15 protein-coding genes and 4 pseudogenes are annotated in these 15267 nt (G+C 64.6%); 10 read left to right on the top strand and 9 right to left on the bottom strand.

The window, feature by feature from the left end; translation table 11 throughout:
• The first annotated feature begins 404 nt into the window (after positions 1–404).
• On the top strand, positions 405–626 hold the full coding sequence (locus ACOCMH_RS13900) for a DUF2188 domain-containing protein (protein WP_427308883.1): 222 nt from the start codon (positions 405–407) through the stop codon (positions 624–626).
• Between the two features lie 140 nt (positions 627–766).
• Positions 767–982, top strand: coding sequence for a DUF2188 domain-containing protein (locus ACOCMH_RS13905; protein WP_427308884.1), 216 nt, complete (start codon positions 767–769; stop codon positions 980–982).
• A gap of 724 nt (positions 983–1706) precedes the next feature.
• On the opposite strand, the pseudogene ACOCMH_RS13910 reads toward ACOCMH_RS13905, so the two are convergent.
• Positions 1707–1943 (bottom strand): annotated as a pseudogene (locus ACOCMH_RS13910) (ATP-binding protein); the annotation flags it as partial.
• Between the two features lie 31 nt (positions 1944–1974).
• Positions 1975–2994 (bottom strand): hypothetical protein, encoded by a 1020-nt coding sequence (locus ACOCMH_RS13915; RefSeq protein WP_427308885.1) that lies wholly within the window; start codon positions 2992–2994, stop codon positions 1975–1977.
• Positions 2995–3291: 297 nt separating this feature from the next.
• Between ACOCMH_RS13915 and ACOCMH_RS13920 the strand changes: the two genes are divergently transcribed.
• Both ACOCMH_RS13920 and ACOCMH_RS13925 read left to right on the top strand, forming a co-directional pair.
• A complete protein-coding gene (locus ACOCMH_RS13920; protein ID WP_427308886.1) occupies positions 3292–3429 on the top strand; it encodes a hypothetical protein in 138 nt (45 codons plus the stop codon).
• 125 nt (positions 3430–3554) lie between these two features.
• The gene (locus ACOCMH_RS13925; RefSeq protein ID WP_427308887.1) at positions 3555–3941 is read left to right on the top strand and encodes a hypothetical protein; all 387 of its coding nucleotides are present in this window, start codon (positions 3555–3557) and stop codon (positions 3939–3941) included.
• A gap of 23 nt (positions 3942–3964) precedes the next feature.
• Here ACOCMH_RS13925 and ACOCMH_RS13930 read toward each other — a convergent pair whose 3' ends face one another.
• Genes ACOCMH_RS13930 through ACOCMH_RS13940 form a run of 3 tightly spaced genes read right to left on the bottom strand, consistent with a single transcriptional unit; the run spans position 3965 to position 5183 of the window.
• Positions 3965–4141 carry a hypothetical protein gene (locus ACOCMH_RS13930; RefSeq protein WP_427308889.1) on the bottom strand — a complete coding sequence of 59 codons (177 nt, stop codon included), beginning with the start codon at positions 4139–4141 and terminating at the stop codon, positions 3965–3967.
• Between the two features lie 11 nt (positions 4142–4152).
• Positions 4153–4425 (bottom strand): CBS domain-containing protein, encoded by a 273-nt coding sequence (locus tag ACOCMH_RS13935; RefSeq protein ID WP_427308891.1) that lies wholly within the window; start codon positions 4423–4425, stop codon positions 4153–4155.
• Between the two features lie 35 nt (positions 4426–4460).
• Positions 4461–5183: a helix-turn-helix domain-containing protein gene (locus tag ACOCMH_RS13940; protein WP_427308892.1), complete on the bottom strand. Its 723-nt coding sequence runs from the start codon at positions 5181–5183 to the stop codon at positions 4461–4463.
• 239 nt (positions 5184–5422) lie between these two features.
• Here ACOCMH_RS13940 and ACOCMH_RS13945 point away from each other — a divergent pair, with 239 nt between their 5' ends.
• Positions 5423–5836, top strand: coding sequence for a hypothetical protein (locus ACOCMH_RS13945; protein ID WP_427308894.1), 414 nt, complete (start codon positions 5423–5425; stop codon positions 5834–5836).
• Between the two features lie 43 nt (positions 5837–5879).
• Here ACOCMH_RS13945 and ppk2 read toward each other — a convergent pair whose 3' ends face one another.
• A complete protein-coding gene (gene ppk2 / locus ACOCMH_RS13950; RefSeq protein WP_427308896.1) occupies positions 5880–6797 on the bottom strand; it encodes a polyphosphate kinase 2 in 918 nt (305 codons plus the stop codon).
• Positions 6798–7200: 403 nt separating this feature from the next.
• On the opposite strand from ppk2, the pseudogene ACOCMH_RS13955 reads away from it, so the two are divergent.
• From ACOCMH_RS13955 to ACOCMH_RS13965, 3 genes and pseudogenes are all read left to right on the top strand, one after another.
• A pseudogene (locus tag ACOCMH_RS13955) lies at positions 7201–8254 on the top strand (DUF3300 domain-containing protein).
• A pseudogene (locus tag ACOCMH_RS13960) lies at positions 8251–9172 on the top strand (DUF2950 domain-containing protein). Before ACOCMH_RS13955 ends, ACOCMH_RS13960 begins: the two co-directional pseudogenes overlap by 4 nt.
• A gap of 108 nt (positions 9173–9280) precedes the next feature.
• Positions 9281–9553, top strand: a complete 273-nt coding sequence (locus tag ACOCMH_RS13965; RefSeq protein WP_427308897.1) for a hypothetical protein — start codon at positions 9281–9283, stop codon at positions 9551–9553.
• 49 nt (positions 9554–9602) lie between these two features.
• Here ACOCMH_RS13965 and ACOCMH_RS13970 read toward each other — a convergent pair whose 3' ends face one another.
• Positions 9603–9941 (bottom strand): hypothetical protein, encoded by a 339-nt coding sequence (locus ACOCMH_RS13970; protein ID WP_427308899.1) that lies wholly within the window; start codon positions 9939–9941, stop codon positions 9603–9605.
• A 240-nt stretch (positions 9942–10181) separates the two neighbouring features.
• Here ACOCMH_RS13970 and ACOCMH_RS13975 point away from each other — a divergent pair, with 240 nt between their 5' ends.
• The gene (locus tag ACOCMH_RS13975) at positions 10182–11936 is read left to right on the top strand and encodes a SulP family inorganic anion transporter (RefSeq protein WP_427308901.1); all 1755 of its coding nucleotides are present in this window, start codon (positions 10182–10184) and stop codon (positions 11934–11936) included.
• A gap of 33 nt (positions 11937–11969) precedes the next feature.
• On the opposite strand, the gene ACOCMH_RS13980 is transcribed toward ACOCMH_RS13975, so the two are convergent.
• A complete protein-coding gene (locus ACOCMH_RS13980; protein ID WP_427308903.1) occupies positions 11970–12521 on the bottom strand; it encodes an N-acetyltransferase family protein in 552 nt (183 codons plus the stop codon).
• 367 nt (positions 12522–12888) lie between these two features.
• Between ACOCMH_RS13980 and ACOCMH_RS13985 the strand changes: the two are divergent.
• A pseudogene (locus tag ACOCMH_RS13985) lies at positions 12889–13950 on the top strand (AMP-binding protein); the annotation flags it as partial.
• Positions 13951–14073: 123 nt separating this feature from the next.
• Here ACOCMH_RS13985 and cax read toward each other — a convergent pair.
• Positions 14074–15180 (bottom strand): calcium/proton exchanger, encoded by a 1107-nt coding sequence (cax, locus tag ACOCMH_RS13990; RefSeq protein WP_427308905.1) that lies wholly within the window; start codon positions 15178–15180, stop codon positions 14074–14076.
• Positions 15181–15267 lie beyond the last annotated feature (87 nt).

Consider the following 15267-nt stretch of genomic DNA (forward strand, 5'->3'; position numbering starts at 1 on the left):
TACTCCTGTCTCGGGCATCATTGTGCATGATGCCCGACATCCCGTTGACCCCGGGGCCAGCCCGGGGGATTTTTTCCCATTGGGTAGACGACAGCCATACAAGAGCCGGGCCTCTTACCCTCGTCACTATGCGGGTTTCTTCTGTCGGACAGCGCCTGATAGCGCGAGCCCACACAGGCGCAGAGACTGACTGCATCAACCTCCGGAGACAGCCATGTCACCAAGCCCCCACGATTTGGGGGATGTTGACAAGCGCCATCCATGTGACGATCTACGAGTTGGTCTCCGCGAAGCCGTCTGATTCATAGCCCTCGACCACTTGGCCGGGGGCTTTTTCTTGTATCTGACACCGTCGACCAAGCGACGCGCAGAGACTGCCCAATAACTTCGAGGGGGAGACGGCCATGCCAGGCAGTGACGTTCACGTTGTAGCTACCGGGGACCGATGGGCCGTTGTCGTCGACGGAGGACACGGCCGCGAAATTTTTCGCACGCAGGAAGAAGCTATCGCTTCAGGCACGGAAAAGGCCAAGCAGCGAAAGGGGGATCTATTGATCCACGGCCGCGACGGCCAGATCCGGGAGCGAAACTCTTTCGGGAACGGTCCGAGAAACATCAAGGGATGATGCATTGTTCCCATACCCCTCTTTTGGAGGGATATGCTACGCGCAACATAGATGGGCAATATTCCTCCAGCCGAATGCGTTCACCCGTTCGGCTTTTAAGACGCCCGCTCAATGTAGCGGGCACTTTTTTGGGGACAACGATGCAAGCGCGAATCGTTCGCGTTCTGCCTGCAGCCTATGGTTGGACTCTGGAATTGGTGAGCCTCAACATGCAGCCTCAGAGATTCCCGACAATGGAAGCCGCTATTGCTGCCGGCTGGTCATTGGCTAGACGCGAAATGGCCGAGTTGCATATTCTTCGCCACGATGGTGAGGTCCGCTTGCGTAGTGCCATTGGTGGCATGGAGCCGGACTAACTCGCGCCGCGCAGCCAGCATCCTGTGCCAACACTGCACGACCTGCGCCGCATGCTGCTGTGCGAGAACAAATCCGGCCGGCTGACTCTTTAAGTCAAGAACGAGGACTACCGGCTTCTCGCCTCCACGGGTGACGCGCGAAGAGAATATGCAACCGGAATACGAAAGGGCCTCTTGTGGGGAAAATTTCGCGACTCATAATTGCCCCCTTTTCTCGCACAGACGTGATGAATGCACCGCGACGCCCGTCTCCCACCTTGCTCAAGAGGAACATCCTGCTGGCATCAACAAATGATTGGATCCGGCACTACGAAGTGATTCCTACAGCATCTCAAGCTGTTGGACACGGCTAACAGCCACATTGGCGGCCTATTCACTCTCTTATGCGCTCATTATCCATTGGCATGCCAACGCCAACGCGAGGGCGAAACAACTTCTCATTAACGGCTGCGGTGACGCACTCGTCAGAGCAGAATCCCCGGTATCGACGACGAACTGGTTTTGCTATAAGGCAGCCGGACGTCGGCACTCACACCGCTTTTGTGCAGTCTCTCCCTTTGGGATGTGCGTGAATAGGCGCGTGCAGCTTAGTCCACCTAGTTCACGCCTCTCGTCAGAGGAGTCCGGCTAATTCCGGTTCTAAGACGGTCGCGGGGCGACCGAATTAGCTGTTAAGTCGTTGATTTTCTGGAAAACGTAGTCTCACAAATTCCGAATCCTTACATTACCGGCCGGGATCCCGCGGCAGTGACACTGAAAAGGTGGTCTCTGTCCCATCGGATCGCGTTTCGATCGCACCACGGTGGGCCTTGGCGATTTCACTTGCGATATACAGACCTAATCCGAGGCTACCTCTTTGCTCATCTTCACTTCTCGGACGCGGTCCCCGCATCAGAGGGTCGAAGATGCGAGCCAGGGTTGCAGTTCCGATCGCAGCGCCGCTGTTGCTGACGTCGATACGGGTTGGCGCTGGCGCCGAATGCTCCCCGCTCTCAGAGCAGGCTCGCCGCTTCATCGAGCAGGGCGCTGGATGACAGCATGCCGCCACGAGCGAAGCGCACCAGCGCAAAGGATCGCACCAGCGGCGGATCGCCCGGGACGTGTGCGGTAAGCAAGTTGATCTCATGGGCCGGCGCAGCGCTTTCTGGCGCCAGCAGCACATTCATCGCGCTTAGCCGCAGGGGTCTTTGCTCGATAGACAGGAAAGCGCGCGCGTCCGTAAATACCTCGGCCAGGCATTCCAGCTGGCGCTCAAGCGCCCCGGCATCATTACCCAGTTGCGCCAGTTCCTGGTCGTTCTCCGCGACCTGTTCGCGCAGCCTGGCTTGCTCGCCGGGGCCGGCTTCAACCTCGCCCCCGAGCACCGAACGCATGCCGGTGCCTTGCTTCTCGAGCAGGCGCAGGCGCGCCACAAGCAGTGTCCGCTCGCGCTCGAGCACTTCGCGGCGCGACTTGCCGGATGCGAAGCGGGCCAGGCCCTCCAGGGTCAGCTGATCGAACATTCGCTGCACGATTTCCTCGCGCAGAGCCGCTTCGGTAGACGCGATGATTCTGACCTTGTGATCGCTGAAATTGATGGTGGTCTGCGGCACGTCCGAGTGCATGACATCGCCTTCCAGCGCAACACCCAGCGTGCGCCGCTCGGTCATCGCCATCCCGAGCACTGCGTAGGCCTGCGCCGTATCGACGGACTGCTCGAAGAACTCCCGCAGCTCGGGAGACCGGCTGAATCCCAGTTCCACGTCATGGGGCGTCCCGAAAAAGGCGTGGATATAAGGGTCGGTGGCCCAGGCCTGCTTGCTGGCGTCGCGGGGGGCGGGAAGGCCCTGGATGAGTCCTCGCACATAGTCCAGCGCTTGCACCAGCGCAGGCCGGACCCGCTGCTGGTAGCGCGGCACCAGGCGCAAGCGCGGACTCAGGCGGGTCACGCGTTCCGCCAGCTCGGTAATTTCCTGCGACTGGCGCGCAGAGACTTGCGTTTTGCGCCGGCGCATCCACCCCAGGAAACCCATCAGTATGCTCCTGCCTTGTCCCGCATATGTCGCGCGTACAGCTCATCGCCAGGGATCCTGCATGGCCGAGGTGTCGTGGCATGCGCCTCGGGCCCTTCGTCGACACCGGGCCGTGCCGCGATACCGTGTCTCGCTCGCCTGACCAATCTATGATTCATTCACGCAGTCCGCCAGGACTTTGATGCCGAAGCGTACGCATGGCGCTAGTTTGTCACGCATCAAAGTGCGCCCGCCGATCCGCCCTAGCGTATAGGCAGGCAGGCGCGACAGCCGGTGCGCAACGCCAGGGAGACGACCATGAGCGCAATGATGCTGGTGAACATCGACTCGGCGACCACCGACGACGAAATCCGCGACTTCCTTGGTGCGCTACGGGCTGCCGGCGTTCGACGAAATCATCCGCGTGCCCGGGCGACGGCACGCGCCCGGCCGTGACGCTGCATTTCAACGGCGAAGCCGCCACGCTGCGCGGATTGCTGCGGCGCATCAACCACATTTTCTAGAAGCAGCGCAAGGTCGACGCCATGGTGCTGGACGAGCGCTTCGAATAGGGGGCCGCCATGGGAATCCGCTGCCGGCGCGCGGCAGTCGTCGCCGGGCTCGCCGCAGCTATGTCGGCGTGGCCGGCATGGGCTTACTTTGACCACTACCTGTCCGGCACCATCGTCGGCACGCTGGGCAAGGCTCAGTTGAATTCCGCGTGGGACGTCTTTGGCAAGACCATGGACCAGTCCGCTGACGGCGCCAGCGTGGCGTTCAGCCTGCCGGCCGGCAAGCGGCACCGCGCGGTGGAAGGATCGTTCACGCCGCTGCAGACGCGCAAGGACCGCGGCGATGCGTGCCGCCAGGTGCGCAGTGAATTCCGCCGCGCCGGCCAGTCGGAAGCGTGGACCGGGTGGTATTGCAGGGAGCAGGGCGGCTGGAAGTCGCGCAAGCTGCCGGACTGACTAGCGCGGGTTATCAGGGACCGTCAGCGTACAAAGAGCGGATTGCCACCCAGGCCCTCGGCGGCCTGCCCGCGCAGGATGCCGGCCACGCAAGCCCAGTCGGAGCTCATGGCACGGATGGCGTCGTCCAGCGTGACCAGCCCCAGGATCGAATGCCTGTCATTGAGCACCACCAGCTGCCGGATGCCATGGGACAGCATGGTGTTAGTGCCTATCCAACCTGCGCGCCGCGGTGGATGGTGACGACGCCGGTGGTCATGGCCGCTTCCACGCGCATGACATCGCAGGCCATGCCGCTGGCTACGCCCAGTACCACGATGTCGCGCTCGGTGATGATGCCGGCCACGCGGTGGCCGGTGGGCAGGTCGTTAGTGACAAGCAGGATGCCGACGCCGTGGTCGCGCATGCGACTGGCGGCTTCCTTCAATGTGGCCGTGGCGCAGACGTGGAAGAGCTGGCGTGAACAAATCTCCTCGGCTTTCATCGGCTGCTCCGGCTCGACACAATGGCATGGAGGCACTATAGGCACGCGCCCCGGCGGCTCCTTGATGAAACGCAATGCCGCTGCGGACAGCGCCACAGACCCTCCAGCCCGTCGATATCGATCAGGAACACATGCTTGCCTCGCAGGGCGATCAGGCGTTCTTGCTGCAGCCGCGAAAAGGTGCGGCTGACGGTTTCCAGCGTCAGTCCGAGATAGCTGCCGATATCCTCGCGCGTCAGGCGCAGGTGGAAATCCGCGCCGGCCAGCCCGCGCGCCTCCAACCGTCCGCGCACATCGAGCAGGAAGCGGGCCACGTGCTGCTCGGCCCCATGCCCGCCCAGCTGCATCAGCCGTGTGGATTCGCGCACGATCTCGGTGCTCAGCAGGCGGTGGATCTCCTGTTGCAGCGGATGGACTTGCCGGCAGAGCGCTTCGAGCTCGGAGAAGGAAATGTAGCCGGCGACGCAGTCTTCCAGCGCGGTGGCATCGCATTGGTGGCTCTGCGTGCTGATACCGCCCAGCCAGAGAATATCGCCTTGCAGGTAATAGCCGTTGACATGCGCGCGGCCGTCCACGCCTGCGACCACGGTCTTGGCCGAGCCCGCGCGCAGCGCGTAGATGCTGTCGAACGGGTCGCCGGTGCGGAAGATGGCATTGCCCTTGCGCACCAGCCGCCAGCTGGTCATGACGGCGTGCAGCCGAGTCGGGTCGGACTGGCCGGGCGCGTCGCGGGCACGTGGCGGTGGCTTCGCCTGCATGCGAACAGCCGGTGCTGCAACGCATAGCGCACCAGCGCGGCGTCGCTGCGCATATGCAGCAGCATGGGGACCAGCGGCCGGCCGCAGTGGATGCCGGTCCGGGTGGAACCCTCCATTCGACGAGCAAAACATGAAGATGCGGGTACTGATAGGCATGGCCGTGTCCGGGCCATGCCACGGCGACCGGCACGGCCACGGTGACCGCGACCGTGACGCAAATCGACCGCGCAACGCGAAAGGTGACGCTGAAAACGTCCAAAGGCAAGACCAAGCAACTGGTGGTGGGCGAGGAAGCGCGCAATTTCGACCAGCTGCAGGTTGGCGATACCGTCACCGCGCAATACCGCGAGGCCTTGTCGGTCAGCCTGACCAAGAGCACCGATGCGCCATCGGTCAGCGAGCGCTCCTCTGCAGACGTTCCCGCGCCGGGGTGCAAGCCGGACGGCGTGGTGGGCCGTGAGGTCACGGTCGTGGCCGACGTGGTGGCGGTGAACACGGATGCGAAAACGGTGGCGCTGAAAGGCCCGCAGGGCAACCAGCTGGACGTGCTGGTGGACGATCCCGCGCAGCTCAAGGCGGTCAGAAAGGGCGACCGCGTGAAGGTCGTGTACACCGAGGCAATGGCGATCTCGGTGGAGCCGAAGAAGAAGTAGCAGAACGGCCCTGCCGCGCGGCCCTCCCGGCCCGCGCGGCAGGTCAGTGCCGCTCTTCCACGTACCGGTACGGATAGCTCGGTTCGCGATAGCCGCCGGCCTTCTGCCGGGCAGGCAGCTTGACCGGCTTGCTCGGGACCTGCTCGTACGGTATCTGGGCCAGCATGTGTGTGATGATGTTCAGCCGCGCCCGCCGCTTGTCATTGGAGTTTGCCACGTGCCACGGCGCGTAGTCGGTATCGCTGGCGGCAAACATGGCGTCGCGCGCGCGCGAATAGTCATACCAGCGGCTGTACGAACGCAGGTCCATGTCAGTCAGCTTCCACAGCTTCCGCCCGTCCTGGATGCGCGCCTTGAGCCGGCGCGTCTGCTCTTCCTGGCTGACCTCAAGCCAGTACTTGATCAGGATGATGCCGGAATGCACGATGGCGCGCTCGACCAGCGGCGCGGCGCGCAGGAATTCCTCGGCTTGCGTCTCGGTGCAGAAGCCCATTACGCGTTCCACGCCGGCGCGGTTGTACCAGCTGCGATCGAAGATCACGATCTCGCCGGCCGCGGGCAGGTGGGGCAGATAGCGCTGCACGTACATCTGGGTCTTCTCGCGCTCAGTGGGGGCAGGCAAGGCGACCACGCGGAACACGCGCGGGCTGACGCGCTCGGTGATCGCCTTGATGGTACCGCCTTTGCCGGCGCCGTCACGCCCCTCGAACACGATGCACACCTTGATGCCGTGCGCCTGCACCCACTGTTGGAGCTTGACCAGCTCGACATGCAGCGCAAACAGCTGCTTGCGATAGTCCTTTTCGGACAGCCGCTCGCCCTGCTTGCCCGGCTCGCTGCGCTCATCCGCGGCCTCGTTCGCGCCGGTCGCGGTGGTCTCCCCGGGGGGCTCGTGTAATGGCTCGTCGATGTCGTGCTTGTCGTGGCGCTTGCCCTTGCCCTTGCCCTTGCCCTTAGCCATGGTTTCTCCTCCGCCTTGCGATGCCGTGCCCGCAGCCGGGCCAGCCAGGCTGGCCATGAGACTGCGGCGGGAGCGCGGCGCCATGCGATGCCGCCTTCTGATTCCGCCATGCCGCCGCCGACGCATCGTCATCAGGCGCCGCAAGGCAGTCGCTTTCACAATAGAAGCGAAGCCATGCTGCAACGGAATCTGACGCGAATCAATTTTCTATTCTAATTTCCGATAATGCCGGTGGAAGCTGTAAAGCGGTTGAAATCCCATAGTACTACCTTCATATTGCGTATTCAGCATGAACGCGCACGTCAAGCGGCGCGCATTGAAGCGTGCAGCGACAGGTTCCGAAGACGGCATGCGCTGCACGCCCATGCCGCACAAGTGCCGCGCCCGGTCGCGATGAGGGAATATGGCCTTTCTGGTGAAACGGCTGCTTGGTTCGGGCCGGGCATGGCTGCTGGCCGCGCTGATGGCCGTGGCGGCCGGCGCCGGTGCGCAGGGGACGCCGGCGGGCGGCCAAGGGCAGACCCCCACCTTCAAGCCCGAGGAGATCGAGGCGCTCGTCGCGGCGATCGCCCTGTATCCCGACTCGGTGCTGTCGCAGGTCCTGATGGCGTCCACCTATCCGCTGGAGATCGTCCACGCTGCGCGCTGGCTCTAGGCCAATCCCGGCATGAAGGGCGATGCCGCGGTCAAGGCGATGGCTGACCAGCCGTGGGACGTCAGCGTGAAGTCCCTGGTGGCGTTTCCGCAGGCGCTCGAGCGAGCCGGCCGACCCGCAGGTGATCTACGTGCCGGCCTACAACCCCACCGTGGTCTACGGCGCCTGGAGCTATCCGGCCTACCCGCCGTATTACTGGCCGCCGTATCCCGCCTACTATCCGGGCGCGGCGCTTGCAACCGGCCTTGCCTGGGGTGTCGGGCTGGCCGCGGCCGGCGCCATCTTCGGCAATTGCAACTGGGGTGGAGGCGACGTGAATGTCAACGTCAACCGCGCCACCAATATCGACCGCAACTTCGACCGCGCCAAGGTGCAGTCCGGCGGGCGCTGGCAGTGATGCCGGCCACCGCCAGGGCGTGGCCTATCGGGACAATGCCACGCGCGATAAATTCTCACGCGATGTGCCGGGCGCTGACCGCCGCAATCAATTCCGCGGGCGCGAGGGCGGTGCAGGCGGCCGCGGCGAGGTGGCCGACCGTGGCGGGCGCGATCGCGCGGGCGGGCTGGTGGCGGCGAGTGCGCGGCGTTGTCGGACCGGCCCGGCGGCAACCGGGGCGGGCGCGACAATGCTTTCCAGGGCGTGGGCCGTGGCGGTGCGGCGCAGCACGACTGCGACCGCGGCCGGTCCAGCATGCAGTCCGCCGGCGCAAACCGTGGCGGCGGCTTCAGCGGCGGTGGCGGTGGCCATGGCGGCGGTGGCTGCGGCGGCTGGCAGGCGCTAGTGCAGGGACCTCGATCATGACCTCACATCTCGCCCTTGCTTTGCGCAATCCGGCCCGGCACTTGGGCTGGCTGCTGGCCCTGGCACTCGTGCTCGCCATGGCGTACGGGCCGCCGGCGCGCGCGCAAAAGCCTTTCGAATCGGCCGAGGCGGCGATGAACGCCCTTGGCGAAGCCGTTGCCCGCCAGGACGACACCGCCATGAAAGCGCTGCTGGGCACCGATTTCCCCCAGTTGATCCCCCGTCGGCGCCGAAATCCGGCAGAGATTTTTGGACCAGTGGCAGGTCGCGCATGCGATCCAGCCGGTTGACGACAGCCACGCCCGCATCGCCGCGGGCAACGACGGCTGGACCTTGCCGGTCCCGCTGGCAAAAGGCGCCAGGGGGTGGCAGTTCGATACCCGCGCCGGGGTCGAAGAGATGCGCACCCGCCGCGTCGGCCGCAACGAGCTGGCGGTGATGCAGGCCATACTGGCGATCTACGACGCCCAGCGCGAGTATGCCCAGACCGACCACGACGGCGACGGCGTGCTGGTCTACGCGGGCCGGCTGGCGAGCACCGCCGGCAAGCAGGATGGCCTGTACTACCCCACGCGTGACGGCGATCCGCCCAGCCCGCTGGGTGCGGCCTTCCTCACGGCCGGCAAGCGCAATGCCGGGCAGGGCGGCTACTACGGTTACCACTACAAGCTGCTGACCGCGCAGGGCCTGCATGCGCCGGGCGGCGCGTACAACTATGTGGTCAACGGCAACAAGCTCTTCGGCGGCTTTGCGGTGCTCGCATGGCCAGTGAAATATGGCGATACCAGCGTGCAGAGCTTCATGGTCAGCCACGACGGCCAGCTCTACGAACGCGACCTCGGGCCCGACAGCGCAGCCCAGGCCGAGAAGATCCGCTCGTTCGACCCCGGCCCCGGCTGGAGCCGGGTGACGCCATGACGGGCGCCCCCAGGAAGCGCGCGGGCGCTGCGCTGGGAGCGGTGGCCGCGGCAGGCGCGGCGCTGTGGCTGTCGGCCTGCGCGTACCCGGTCGAGGCGGGTGGCGGTGGTGCCCACCACCTATCCAGGCGCACAGCCCAAGCGCTACGACCGCGCTTTTGACGCCGCGGCCGGCGCGCTGCGCGACCAGGGCGTCACGATCCGTGTGGAGGACGCGCCGGCCGGCACCATTTCCGGCAGCCGCAACAACCGGCCGGTCACGGCCAGCGTGCGGCGCCAGGCAGACGGCACGGTGCGGGTGCAGTTCGACGGTGGCGATCCCGACGACCCGGGCCTGATGCAGCGCATCTCGCGCAGCTATGACGCGCGCATGGGGCGTTGAGGCGGCGGCATGCCTCGCTGCGCCAGCGTGCCCGCAACCCCAGATGTGACTACGTGCAGTTGGCCCGGTAGGCTTCCTGCAGCGACTTGCGGCTCTCGTCGCGCTCGATCTTGGGGATGGTGCGGCCCTGCGCAGTCTGGGTGGCGGGACTGGAAGACTGGTAGGAGCGCTGCTTCGAGGTGGCGTTGTACTGCGCCCTCAGCGCCTCGCATTTGGCTCGCCTGGCCTCGTCCGGGTCATCGCTGGCGGCAGCCGGCGGGCGGTAGGGGCTGGCGCCGCTCTGCACGGCATCCGAGATGGCGCCGGCAGCATCCGGCCCCGAGGCATGCTGTGCGCCGGCGCCCAGCGCCAGCAGCGCGGCGGCCAGGCATTGTCTGGATATCGGCATACACGCCCCCCGGGGTGCGATCGGCAACGCCGCGCAGGGCGGTGCCGCCAGGCCGCGGGCACCATTGCCCGATCGCCCGGCCCGACAACCATGATATGTGCCAATGCCCGGATTGCCAGTAACTTGTTCCCGGAGCAGGCGCCGCAACTTGCCGCGTCCGTTGATCCGGCGCAGCATTGACACGCATCCAGCGCCTATAGTCCACGCACGCCGTAGCGCGCTCTAACCAGGGGAGCTCACATGGAGACTCAACCGCTAACCCCGCATGGCAAGCGCAACGCAGGGCGGGAGCCCGGCTGGTGGCGCTGGCTGCCCGGCTTGACCATGCTCAGGACCTACCAGCCCGCGTGGCTGCCGCGCGACCTGGCCGCGGGGCTGGTGCTGACCACCATGCTGGTGCCGGTGGGCATTGCCTATGCCGAGGCTTCAGGCGTGCCCGGCGTGTACGGACTCTATGCCACGATCGTGCCATTGCTGGTCTATGCCTTGTTCGGTCCCAGCCGGATCCTGGTGCTCGGACCCGATTCCGCGCTGGCGGCGCCGATTCTCGCCGTGGTGCTGCAGGTCTCCGCCGGCGATCCCGCGCGCGCGATCCCCGTGGCCAGCATGATGGCGGTCGTCTCGGGCGTGGTCTGCATCGTGATGGGGCTGCTGCGGCTGGGCTTTATCACCGAGCTGTTGTCCAAGCCGATTCGCTACGGCTATATGAATGGCATCGCGCTGACCGTGCTGGTCAGCCAGTTGCCCAAGCTCTTTGCCATCCAGGTAGACGAGGGCGGCCCGCTGCGCGAGATCCTGGCGCTGGGCCGGGCCATCCTGGACGGCCAGACCAACTGGTACAGCTTTGCCGTCGGCGCCGGCAGCCTAGCGCTGATCCTGCTCCTCAAGCGCTTCGAGCGAGTGCCCGGCATCCTGATCGCCGTGGCGGTGGCCACCCTTGCCGTCAGCGTATTCGGCCTGGACCGGGCCGGCGTGAAGGTGCTGGGCCCGATCCCGCAAGGCCTGCCGCGGCTGGCGCTGCCGTGGTTCAGCGGCGCGGACCTGGTCGCGATCGTGCTGGGCGGCTGCGCCGTGGCGCTGATCGCGTTTGCGGATACCAGCGTGCTGTCGCGCACCTTTGCCGCGCGCTACAAGAGCCGGGTCGATCCGAACCAGGAGATGGTGGGCCTGGGCGCCGCCAACCTGGCTGCGGGCTTCTTCCAGGGCTTCCCGATCAGCAGCAGCGCCTCGCGCACGCCCGTGGCCGAGGCCGCCGGCGCGAAGACGCAACTGACCGGCGTGGTCGGAGCGGTGGCGGTGGCCGTGCTGCTGCTGGGGGCGCCCAGCCTGCTGCAGTACCTGCCCAGCAGCGCGCTGGCGGCGGTGGTGATCGCCGCCACGCTCGGCCTGTTCGAGTTCGCCGACCTCAGGCGCATCTATCGCATCCAGCAGTGGGAGTTCTGGCTGTCCATGGTGTGCTTTGCCGCGGTCGCGGTGTTTGGCGCGATACCGGGCATCTGCCTGGCCGTGGTGATTGCCGTGATCGAGTTCCTGTGGGACGGCTGGCGCCCGCATTTTGCCGTGCTCGGCCGTGTCGAGGGCCTGCGCGGCTACCACGACGTGCAACGCTACCCGCATGCGCAACGTATCGAAGGCCTGTTGCTGTTCCGCTGGGATGCGCCGCTGTTCTTCGCCAATGCCGAGCTGTTCCAGGAGCGGCTGGTGGAGGCGGTGGAGGACTCGCCCACGCCGGTGCGCCGCGTGGTGGTGGCCGCCGAGCCCGTGACCAGCGTGGACGTGACCTCGGCCGACATGCTGCGCGAGCTGGCCCGGGCGCTGCACGAGCGTAGCATCGCGCTGCATTTTGCCGAGATGAAGGATCCGGTGCGCGACAAGCTGAGGCGCTTCGAACTGCTGGAGCTGATCGGCGAGAAGAATTTCCACGCCACCGTCGGCAGCGCGGTGGATGCTCACCTCGGCGAGGGTGGGGCAGCGCGGGCACCGCAAACGGGGTGATGGGAAGACGCTCGCACAGGGCGCACTCGGCAGCTATTGCTCGCCGCTCTGCAGCGTCAGAGTGACGACGCGCAGCGTGGCGTCGTCGGGGCAAGGTGTGTCGGCAAATCCCAAGTGCTTCGCCAGTCGTCGCATGGACGTATTCGACGAGAGCACATAGCCTTCCATGTGTCGGTATCCACGGCGCGTGGCCACATCGACCAGTCCTCGCATCAGCTCGCTGGCGAGGCCAAGTCCATGCCAGTTGTCGCTGACCGTTACGGCGAACTCGCAGAGATCGCTGCCCGGCGCGGCAGCGTAGCGAGCACCGCCCACGATGGTCCGCGTGTCGTTCTCGGTGGCGATCGCCACCAAGGCGAACTCGCGCTCTGGCGACGGATGCGTCGCTTGCTCAAGCATGGCCTCCGGCAGTTGTCGCATGGCCGCCATGAAACGGGTATAACGCGCATCGGCGGAAAGCCGGTTGAAGGCCACCAGAAGGCCAGCCTTGTCGTAGTCGCCGATCTCTCGCACCAGAACCTCTCGTCCGTCGCGCAAAGTCACGTTAAATGGGGCGAATGCTGTTGCCGGAGTGCGGTCTTGCATGGCAAATGGCTGTGACGCAAATGGCTGTGACAGTGGAATAGGGCGAGCGGGAATCCCACATTCAAGCGCGGCGCAGACACCTTCACGGAAGGCTTGTTCACTGTGCGGAGGCTGGAGGATTTTCCGGGACGCCTATCCATTTTATAGTAACTCGCTCGTCGTTGTGATGGCGCCTTGCCGCCCCGGGTCGCGAACTTGTTGATACGAGAAGCCCCAGTCATGCCTACGCCAGCCTGGCTGGTCGTTGCCTGTGATTTGGCAATAGTTCATGCGATTTCGCACAGAACAAAGAATAGCGAGTCACTACTGGATCATCAGGACACGCCGTTGCTTCAAACGGTTCACACCGGTCTCGGTGGAGCATTGGATGGATCGTTCTTACATGTTCGACGCCTCATTCTGCCCCAGCGTCACCATGGGACGGGTACCCATTTACAGCAGCACGCCCGAGTGCGCCGCGGCGTCGCAAATGACAGCGTTTACCACGGCTCTGCACGCATACAACGGCCAAGTCTTCAATAACTACGATACGCTGCATGATTTTTCGGTACGGGAGTACCGGACGTTCTGGCGATGCTTCGCGCAGTGGTCGCAGGGACTCGCGTGGTCCGGCAGCATCGAGCCGGTTTGCGTTGGCGACGAGTGCGAGCAAGCATGCTTCTTCCCCATCCGCTCTTCATCATGTTCTCGTCGGGCACGACCGGCAAGCCGAAGTGCATCGTGCACGGTGCTGGCGGCAGCCTGCTCGAGCCTCTGAAGGAGCACCGGCTGCACTGTGACCTGCGGCCCGGCGATCGATTGTACTTTCACACCAGCTGTGCTTGGATGATGTGGAACTGGCAGTTGTCGGCGCTGGCGTGGGGTCGAGATCGTGACCTATGACGGCCCGATCTCAACGGTCGAATCGCTGTGGCGCCTCGTCGCCGAAGAGCGTGTCACCGTGTTCGGCACAAGTCCCGCCTACCTGAAGATGTGCGAGGACGCAGGCTGGTTCCAGGGCGGCAATTTCTCGGCGCGCTGCGCGCGATGATGTCGACCGGGTCCGTCCTGTTCGACGCGCAGTTCGAATGGGTGCGCGATCATGTGAAATCACTGCCCCTGCAGTCGATCTCCGGCGGCACGGACATTCTCGGTTGCTTGTGCTGGGGAATCCGAACCTGCCGGTCTATGCGGGGGAAGCCCAATGCAAGAGCCTTGCGCTCGATGTTCAGGCGTGGAAAAAGGGGCGCGCACCGGCGGGATCGGCGAGCTGGTCTGCGTGAACCCGTTTCCGTCACGGCCGCTCGGTTTTTTCGGCGACCTGGATGGCAAGGGATTTCACTATGCCTATTTCGCCAGCAACGCCGGTGTCTGGTCCCACGGCGATCGCATCGAATTTTCGCCGGAAGGCACGGCGCGGCTGCATGGGCGTTCCGACGGCGTGCTGAATGCGTGCAGCACACGATAGATTTCGCCGGAACCCCGCATGAATGCTAGGGGTGGTCTACCCCGGTAAACTGCACGGGAATCAAAGGGACCCCATTTCACGCAGCTATGACCGCCGCATGGGGCGCTAACGTGGGCTGCAGCAACCCTTGCCAGCATGACGGGCTAGCGCGGCAGGAAGAAAAAAGTAAGGGCGAGGTCGATGTAAACGACCAACAGTTATGCGCCTTTGAACCAGTCGGCGTGGCCGTCGCTCGCCATTTGTGCCGTGACCACGACGGAGAGAATCACAATCAGAACAAGAGCGGGACGAAAGGACAGATCCATCGGGGCTGGCCCCAGAAAGTGGCTTGCCAGCACCCAGCACGGGCGCGACGAACAGCGCCACCTGCACACTTGAACCGACCGCAATGGAAAACGACAGGTCCATCCGGTTCCTGAGAGCTGCTGTAATGGCCGACGCATGCTCGGCGGCGTTGCCGAGGATCGCGACTACGAATGCGCCGACGAAAATGTCGCTCAATGCGTAGTCGCGCATAAGAGGGGCAAGCGAGCCCACCATGATCTCACTCACCCAGGCTGTTCCTGCGGTGGGTGCCGCCAATAATGCCAGCGCACGCCCTGAGGAAGAGGGGTTAGCCTTCATCTCCTCACCTTCGGTGCCAACGTTTCGAGCCTCGTAAGCACTTCGGAACAGCCCAGGGTGCGTGGCCAGCGAGAACAGCAGATACAGCGCATAGACGACAAGAAGTGCGAACGAAATCCAGACGCTGAGCCGGTGCAGCTCTGCAGTCTTTCCCTCTACCGCTTCGAAGGTGGCAGGAAGAATCAGAGCAACGGCAGACAATATCAGCATGGTTGCCTGAGAGCGCGCGCCGCGCGGGCTAAACATTTGCTCCGGATACCGAATGCCGCCGGCAAGCATCGCAGCACCAAACACCAGCAGTAGGTTCCCGACAATGGAACCGACGATGGAGGCTTCCACCACTTCGTGGAGCCCGGCACGCAGGGCGACCAGTGCGATGATAAGTTCCGCTGCATTGCCGAACGTTGCATTGAGCAATCCCCCGACCGCCTCTCCCATGCGGGCCGCCAATTGCTCGGTGGCATGGCCCATGCATCCCGCAAGCGGCAGGATCGCCAGGGAAGACGCAATAAAGATGAGCAGATGTTGATCAGCAGCCAGGAATTCCAACGCGATCGCGATCGGAACGAAAACGAGAAGCAAATTCATCCACAGGGTGACCTCCTTCGCCTTCTCAGTGAGCGTTGTCGAAACTTCGTCCCGTGAGGCCAGAACGTCCTCGTCTCTTCGATCGCC

It is taken from the genome of Cupriavidus sp. H39, assembly GCF_050271075.1.
Lineage (GTDB): Bacteria > Pseudomonadota > Gammaproteobacteria > Burkholderiales > Burkholderiaceae > Cupriavidus > Cupriavidus necator_B.

What these genes read in the sequence shown, in the direction of transcription:
- ppk2 (WP_427308896.1), bottom strand. Translation starts at nt 6,797, where the DNA reads ATGGCTAAGGGCAAGGGCAAGGGCAAGGGCAAGCGCCACGACAAGCAC.
- ACOCMH_RS13905 (WP_427308884.1), top strand. Translation starts at nt 767, where the DNA reads ATGCAAGCGCGAATCGTTCGCGTTCTGCCTGCAGCCTATGGTTGGACT.
- ACOCMH_RS13980 (WP_427308903.1), bottom strand. Translation starts at nt 12,521, where the DNA reads ATGCAAGACCGCACTCCGGCAACAGCATTCGCCCCATTTAACGTGACT.
- ACOCMH_RS13970 (WP_427308899.1), bottom strand. Translation starts at nt 9,941, where the DNA reads ATGCCGATATCCAGACAATGCCTGGCCGCCGCGCTGCTGGCGCTGGGC.
- ACOCMH_RS13915 (WP_427308885.1), bottom strand. Translation starts at nt 2,994, where the DNA reads ATGGGTTTCCTGGGGTGGATGCGCCGGCGCAAAACGCAAGTCTCTGCG.
- ACOCMH_RS13900 (WP_427308883.1), top strand. Translation starts at nt 405, where the DNA reads ATGCCAGGCAGTGACGTTCACGTTGTAGCTACCGGGGACCGATGGGCC.
- cax (WP_427308905.1), bottom strand. Translation starts at nt 15,180, where the DNA reads ATGAATTTGCTTCTCGTTTTCGTTCCGATCGCGATCGCGTTGGAATTC.
- ACOCMH_RS13940 (WP_427308892.1), bottom strand. Translation starts at nt 5,183, where the DNA reads ATGCAGGCGAAGCCACCGCCACGTGCCCGCGACGCGCCCGGCCAGTCC.
- ACOCMH_RS13935 (WP_427308891.1), bottom strand. Translation starts at nt 4,425, where the DNA reads ATGAAAGCCGAGGAGATTTGTTCACGCCAGCTCTTCCACGTCTGCGCC.
- ACOCMH_RS13925 (WP_427308887.1), top strand. Translation starts at nt 3,555, where the DNA reads ATGGGAATCCGCTGCCGGCGCGCGGCAGTCGTCGCCGGGCTCGCCGCA.
- ACOCMH_RS13930 (WP_427308889.1), bottom strand. Translation starts at nt 4,141, where the DNA reads ATGCTGTCCCATGGCATCCGGCAGCTGGTGGTGCTCAATGACAGGCAT.
- ACOCMH_RS13920 (WP_427308886.1), top strand. Translation starts at nt 3,292, where the DNA reads ATGAGCGCAATGATGCTGGTGAACATCGACTCGGCGACCACCGACGAC.
- ACOCMH_RS13975 (WP_427308901.1), top strand. Translation starts at nt 10,182, where the DNA reads ATGGAGACTCAACCGCTAACCCCGCATGGCAAGCGCAACGCAGGGCGG.